The organism is Arthrobacter sp. HMWF013, from assembly GCF_003061105.1.
Lineage (GTDB): Bacteria > Actinomycetota > Actinomycetes > Actinomycetales > Micrococcaceae > Arthrobacter.
Window position 1 is genome coordinate 3,136 of the sequence record NZ_QAIQ01000148.1, and the last position, 6,199, is coordinate 9,334.

Genomic DNA, 6,199 nt, shown 5'->3' on the forward strand with positions numbered 1-6,199 from the left:
CCGCCACCGGATGACGACGTCGGACGTATCCGCCGAGTGCCGCAGGTTGGCGACCGTGATGAACCGGTGCGGGCCGGCGTCGTGCTGTGCTTCCGGGGCAGAATCGGTGCCGAAGCCCAAACGGATCGGAGCCACGATCTGCTTGTATTCAAACAGTCCCGGGCTCGGCGTCGAATCGGAGAGGACCATTCCGTCCATGACGAAGTTGCCGTCGTGGACCACCTCGTTGAAGTCGCCGCCGTAGGCAAAGAACTCGGTTCCGTCGGCCGTGCGGGTACGGATGCCGTGGTCGCGCCATTCCCAGACGAATCCGCCGTGCAGCCGGGGGTAGCGGTCCACGAGGTCCTCGTACTGGTCGATCGCACCCGGGCCGTTGCCCATGGCGTGCACGTACTCGCACAGGATGAAGGGCTTGGTCCGCTGGCGGGCCGATTCGGCTGCGGAACAACCGAGGAGCAGCGAGCCGGAGCCGTTCCGGCCGATCGCCTCGGTTTCGGGCACGGAGGAGTACATTCGCGAATAGACGTCGGTGTAGGCGCCGGTGTAATCGCCTTCGTAGTGGACGGGGCGTCCGGCGTCGCGGGCATGGGCCCACGCCGCCATCGCTGCGAGGTTCGCTCCCGTGCCCGCCTCATTGCCGAGGGACCACATGATGATGGACGGGTGGTTCTTGTCGCGCTCGATGGTGCGTTCCATACGGTCCACGAAGGCCTCGCGCCACGCCGGATCGTCGCTGGGGTTGCCGGCCCAGTCCTGGGCGTGGAAGCCATGCGTTTCCAGGTCGCACTCGAGCACCACCCAGAAGCCCATTTCGTCGGCCAGGTCCAGCAGGCGAGGGTGCGGCGGGTAGTGGCTGGTGCGGATCGCATTGACGTTGAACTGCTTCATGAGGGCCAGGTCGGCGCGGGCAAAATCCTCGTCGAAGACGCGGCCCCGGTCAGGGTGGGTCTCATGCCTGTTCATGCCATGGAACACCACGCGCCGGCCGTTCACCAGGAACCGGTCCCCGACGATCTGCACCGTCCGGAAGCCCAGGCGCAGCGAGATGGTCTCGCCGGCGCTGGCCACCGTGGCGTCATAGAGCCGCGGCAGTTCAGCGGACCACGGTTCCACCGCGTCGATCCCGATCGGGGCGACGTCCGCCGCTGAGTTCCATGTGACGTCCACACCCAGCTCCGGCACCGAAAGCGTCACCGGGAAGGCATCCCCGTGTGCTGTGATTTCAGCGTCGATCGTGCCGGCACCGGACTCACCGGAGCCGCTGAATGAGGTACGCAGCCAGACGTCGTCGATGCCCCGGGCCGGCCGGGCCTGCAGCGTGACGTCGCGGAAGATGCCCGGCATCCACCACTGGTCCTGGTCTTCGACGTAGCTCGACGCCGACCACTGGTGCACGCGGACGGCCAGGACGTTCGCGCCGGGGCGCACTGCGCCGGTGACATCGAATTCCTGGGCCAGCCGGCTTCCGGTGCCCACGCCGATGGGCACACCGTTGACCCATACCTTGTAACGGGATTCGACGCCGTCGAACCGCAGCAGGATCCGCTCGGCTTCCGTCCATGACCCGGTCAGTTCGAAGGTGCGCCGGTAGTCACCGGTGGGGTTCTCATCGGGGACGTGGGGGGCATCGGTGGGGAAGGGAAACTGGACGTTGGTGTAGATGGGGCGCCCGTAGCGTCCTTCGCCTTCCAGGACCCAGTGGGCAGGGACCGCGATCTCGTCCCACGAGGAATCGTCCAGGGTCTCTTCGGCGATGCCCTCGATGGCCTCGCCGGCGGGCAGCACGCCGCGGCCACCCGGGGTTCCGGGCGCGCCGGGCAGCAGCCGGAAACGCCAGTTGCCGTTCAGTGACTGCGTGGGAGCGTCGGTGTGCAGCCAGGACCGGGCGGCTATCCGCCGTCCCGAACCGGAACCCGTGTGGGTGATGTAGGAAGCGTCGGTGGCGTGCCGGGATGCCGTGAACTCGGCCATTACTTTACTGCTCCTTCTGTCAGCCCGCCGCGCCAGAAGCGCTGCAGGACAACCATGGCAATGCTGAGGGGGATGATCGACAGCAGGACGCCGCCGGTGGTCAGTTCGTAGAATTCGGGCAGGCGGTCAACCTGGCTCAGCCAGTTGTTCAGCCCGAGGGTGATCGGATACAGCCCCGCATCGGAGAGCATCACCAGGGGCAGGAAGTAGTTGTTCCAGATGCCTACCAGCTGGAAGAGGAAAACGGTGACCAGGGCCGGGGTGAGGACGCGCAGCCCGATCGTGTGGAAGATCCGCAGTTCGCTGGCGCCGTCGAGCCGGGCAGCCTCGATCAGTGAGCTGTCCACGGTGGCCTGGGAGTAGATCCGGCACAGGAACAATCCGAACGGCGAGACCAGGGACGGCAGGAGGACACTCCAGTATGTGTTGGCGAGGCCGAGCTGGCTGAACAGCAGGAAGAGGGGCAGCGCCGTCGCGGTTCCCGGCACCAGCACCCCGCCCAGGATGGTTCCGAACACCAGGTTCCGGCCGCGGAACTCGTACTTGGCCAGGGCATAGCCGCCCGCGGCGGCGAAGTACGTGGCCAGCAGGGCGCCGACGCCGGCGTACAGCACCGAGTTCAGGAACCACTGGATGAAGATGCCGCCGTCGTAGCTGAGCACTTTCGCCAGGTTGTCCCACAGGGAGAAAGTGGGCGCGAACCAGAATCCGTGGGTGGAGAACAGGTCCTCGGTCGATTTCGTCGCAGCAACAACCACCCAATAGACGGGGATGAGGAAGTACAGGGCAACCACCACCAGCAGGGAGGTGACGATGATGACGGAAGGACGGCTGGTGGCGGTGGAACGCCCGGGCCTGCTGGAGGACTTGACGGGTTTGGTATCTGGGGCGGGCGCCGGGGTCACGGTTGCGGTCATGATGACTTCCTGTTCGTGAATTTGAGGAAGGCGAAGGACAGGGTGAACGCAGCCAGGGCTATCAGCACTGCCTGGGCGGCCGCGACGTTGTAGTCGTTGTAGGCGAATGCCGTGGTGTAGGCGCTGAGGTTGGGCGTGTACTGGCTGTCGATGGCCGGGGCGACAGTTTTCAGGACCTGGGCTTCGGAGAAAAGCTGCAGCGTGCCGATGATCGAGAAGACCGTCGTGAGGACCAGGGCAGGGCGGATCAGGGGCAGTTGGATGCTGCGGGCGACGCGCCAGGTGGAGGCGCCGTCGACCTTCGCGGCTTCATACAGTTCCCCGGGGATGGCCTTCAGCTGGGCAACGATGATGAGCATGTTGTAGCCCGTGTAACTCCAGGTGACGATGTTCGCGATGGACCACAACACGGTGTCTGCGCCGAGGAAATCGGGTTCCAGTCCCACCAGTCCGGCGACGTCGATCAGGGGACTGAGCCCGGGAACGTAGAGGAAGGACCACAGGATCGTGGCAATCACACCCGGCACACCGTAGGGGAGGAAGTACGCGGCCCGGAAGAAGCCCGGCCACTTGGCCGACGCCGATTCCAGCATGAGGGCCAGCACTGTGCAGAGGGCGATCATGACGGGCACCTGCACCATGCCGAACAGGAGCATCCGTCCGATCGAGGCGACGAAGCTGCCGTCGGCCAGGGCCTGGGCATAGTTGCTGAAGCCCGCGAATTCACTTCTCACCCCGGCTTCACCGAAGAGTCCGCTGCGGGTGACCTTGGTGAAGCTTGAGAGGATCGCGACGAATATCGGCAGGATGAATGTCAGGATGAAAAGAATGAGGAACGGTGCCAGGAGCAACCAGGGTGCCCGCGCTGCGGCCCCACTGGCCCGCCCGTGCTTCGTGGTCCCGGCGGGACGCCGGCCGTTCTGGCGCTGCCCGGTGGGACGCTCCCCGCTGTGGGCGGGGCGTGACGTCGTGGTCATGCCGTTTCCTTTCGGATGCTGAGGCCTTTGTTCTTGAAGACCGTCATGATCTGCTGCTCCGCCGTGGCGATGGAGTCCACCAGGCTGGTTCCGGACGCCTTCTTCCGGAAGCCGTCGCTGAGGATGTTGAACGATTGCTGGGTGACGGGCCACCACGACCAGTCCTGGTTCTGCTGCCGGGCCGCCGGCACGAAAATTTCCTCGTGGTAGCGCTGGCCGCCGAAGAACTCGGAGGGTGCCTGCCGTGGCGTGCCGATAAAGTCCGGCGTCGGCGACCACCCGATGCCGCTGTTGCTGATTTCGGCGTCGATCCCTTCCTGGGACGTGGTCATCCAGACGGCAAATTCGAGTGCTTCCCGGGGGTGCTTGCTGTTGGCCAGCACCGCCGCGGTGGACCCGCCCAGGTAGCTTGAGCCGAAGCCTGTATCCCCCCAGGTGGGCATGGGCGCGACCCGCCACTTTCCGCTGCCGCCGCTCACGCCTTCGATGAGGGCGTCGCCCCAGCTGCCGCTGACCACGGAGGCAACGGTTCCCCTGGCCGTGGCAGCGAACCAGCCGGGCGAGTAGGCGCCGAAGCCGGTCTGGACCAGGTCCTCGTCGATCGCCTGATCGAAGAAGCGCGCCGCTTTCAGGGTGGCCTCGTCGGTCATGTTGATGACCCAGCCGTCTTCTTCGGCGCGGAACCAGCTGGCACCGGCCTGCGCCGCGAATGCGGTAAAAACGGAGGCGTCGCCGAGCGGGAAGCAGTCCAGGTAGACGTCCTTCCGGCGCAGTTCGCGGGCAAGGCCGGCCCATTCGTCCCAGGTTCCCGGGTTGGTGCCGCCCACCTGGTCAAGGACCGACGGCTGATAGAACATTGCCATCGGCCCGGAGTCCTGCGGGATTCCGTAGACGCCGTCCGTGAAGCTGACCTGGCCCCAGAGTGTCTCGTCGTACAGGTGGGCAAAGTCGTTGGCGCCATAGCGGGCCAGGTCAACCAGGCCGTTCACCAGCATGAATTCGGGGATCGAGCGCAGCTCCACCTGGCCGAGGTCCGGTCCGCCGCCGGCGGCAAGGGCCGAGTACAGCTTTTGGTAGCCGCCTGAGTTGCCGCCCGGAATCCACACCGTCTCTACCTGCACGTTCGGATGGGAGGCGTTCCAGATGTCCGCCACCTTCTGGACATCCTTGAGCCAGGACCAGTACGTCAGCGTGATCTTTTCGCCGCCGGCCGGTGGAATCACCGGGGCCGCGTTCACGGACCGTATGCCGGGGGTCGCACAGCCGGCGAGCAGTCCCATCGCCGCCGTGCCCAGGCCGGCATGCAGAAGTTGTCTTCGCGTAAATCGGGCCATTCGCCTTCACCTCATCGTGTCGGGTCCGCATGCCGAAAATGTGACCTTCGGCACGCGGGAGGGATCGTCAGGAGAAACGCTAACACAAAATTCGAGTACTCACTCAAGTTTCAATTCCCGCGGCACACCGGCGCCTGTACACTGCTTGCCATGACCACAAAAGCGGCGGGCCAGCCCAGCCGGCGGGGACCCTATTCGAAGTCGACCGAGCGCCGGCAGGCCATCCTGGCCGCGGCCCACGCCGTTTTCGCTGCCCACGGGTACCGCGGGGGTTCGCTGCAGGATGTCGCCGACCGCGTGGGCATGAGCCAGACCAGCCTCCTGCATTACTTCCCGTCCAAGAGCGACCTGCTGCTCGCCGTCCTCACCTGGCGGGACTCCATTACCGGAGACGGCACCACCCCGCCGGACCCGGAGGAGAAACTCGTGGACGCCGTGATCCGGCAGGCACGCTTCAACGAGGAAATTCCGGGCGTCATTGAGCTCTACACCGTGCTGTGCGCAGAGTCCGTCACCGACCGCCATCCGGGGCGGGAGTACTTCACCGAGCGTTTTGACCGGCTCCGGCGCAGCTACACGCGGCGGTTCAAGGAACTGGCCGACGAAGGGCGGCTGCGGCCCGGCGTGGAGCCCGAAGCCGCCGCGGCGACGCTGATCGCCCTCTGGGACGGAATCCAGACACAGTGGCTGCTCGCGCCCGAAAGTGTGGACATGGCCGGGTGCCTGCGGGGATACCTGGAACTGGTGCTGCTGCCCGAATGACGCCGGGGACCGCACACAGCGCCCGTGCAGGGCCCCCGCCGCGCCGCGCGCGCAGCCACCGCTAGGCTGATTCAATGGCATCCACTCCACCTGACAGTATGGCCCGGCCCACCGCACTCATCACCGGAGCAGGGAGGCTGGCCGGCATCGGGGCCGGAATTGCCCGTCAGCTGGCGGCGGAGGGCTGGGATCTGGTCCTCGCCTACTGGCCAGACTACGATGCCCGGATGCCGGCGGG

The 6,199-nt window shown here is 66.1% G+C and carries 5 protein-coding genes and 1 pseudogene; 2 read left to right on the plus strand and 4 right to left on the minus strand.

Going from position 1 to position 6,199, the window contains the following annotated elements; genetic code table 11:
* From DBR22_RS24365 to DBR22_RS06940, 4 genes are all read right to left on the minus strand, one after another.
* On the minus strand, positions 1 to 1,971 hold a 1,971-nt coding region (locus DBR22_RS24365; RefSeq protein WP_308810188.1), incomplete at its 3' end, for a glycoside hydrolase family 2 TIM barrel-domain containing protein.
* Positions 1,971 to 2,888, minus strand: coding sequence for a carbohydrate ABC transporter permease (locus DBR22_RS06930; protein WP_108598399.1), 918 nt, complete (start codon positions 2,886 to 2,888; stop codon positions 1,971 to 1,973). The genes DBR22_RS24365 and DBR22_RS06930, both read right to left, overlap by 1 nt.
* Complete coding sequence (locus DBR22_RS06935) at positions 2,885 to 3,865, minus strand: carbohydrate ABC transporter permease (RefSeq protein ID WP_108598400.1); 981 nt, start codon at positions 3,863 to 3,865, stop codon at positions 2,885 to 2,887. The genes DBR22_RS06930 and DBR22_RS06935 overlap by 4 nt, the downstream gene beginning before the upstream one ends.
* Positions 3,862 to 5,199, minus strand: a complete 1,338-nt coding sequence (locus DBR22_RS06940; protein WP_108598401.1) for an extracellular solute-binding protein — start codon at positions 5,197 to 5,199, stop codon at positions 3,862 to 3,864. Before DBR22_RS06940 ends, DBR22_RS06935 begins: the two co-directional genes overlap by 4 nt.
* A gap of 150 nt (positions 5,200 to 5,349) precedes the next feature.
* On the opposite strand from DBR22_RS06940, the gene DBR22_RS06945 reads away from it, so the two are divergent.
* Positions 5,350 to 5,961 carry a TetR/AcrR family transcriptional regulator gene (locus tag DBR22_RS06945; RefSeq protein WP_108598402.1) on the plus strand — a complete coding sequence of 204 codons (612 nt, stop codon included), beginning with the start codon at positions 5,350 to 5,352 and terminating at the stop codon, positions 5,959 to 5,961.
* Positions 5,962 to 6,035: 74 nt separating this feature from the next.
* Positions 6,036 to 6,199 (plus strand): annotated as a pseudogene (locus DBR22_RS24370) (SDR family oxidoreductase); the annotation flags it as partial.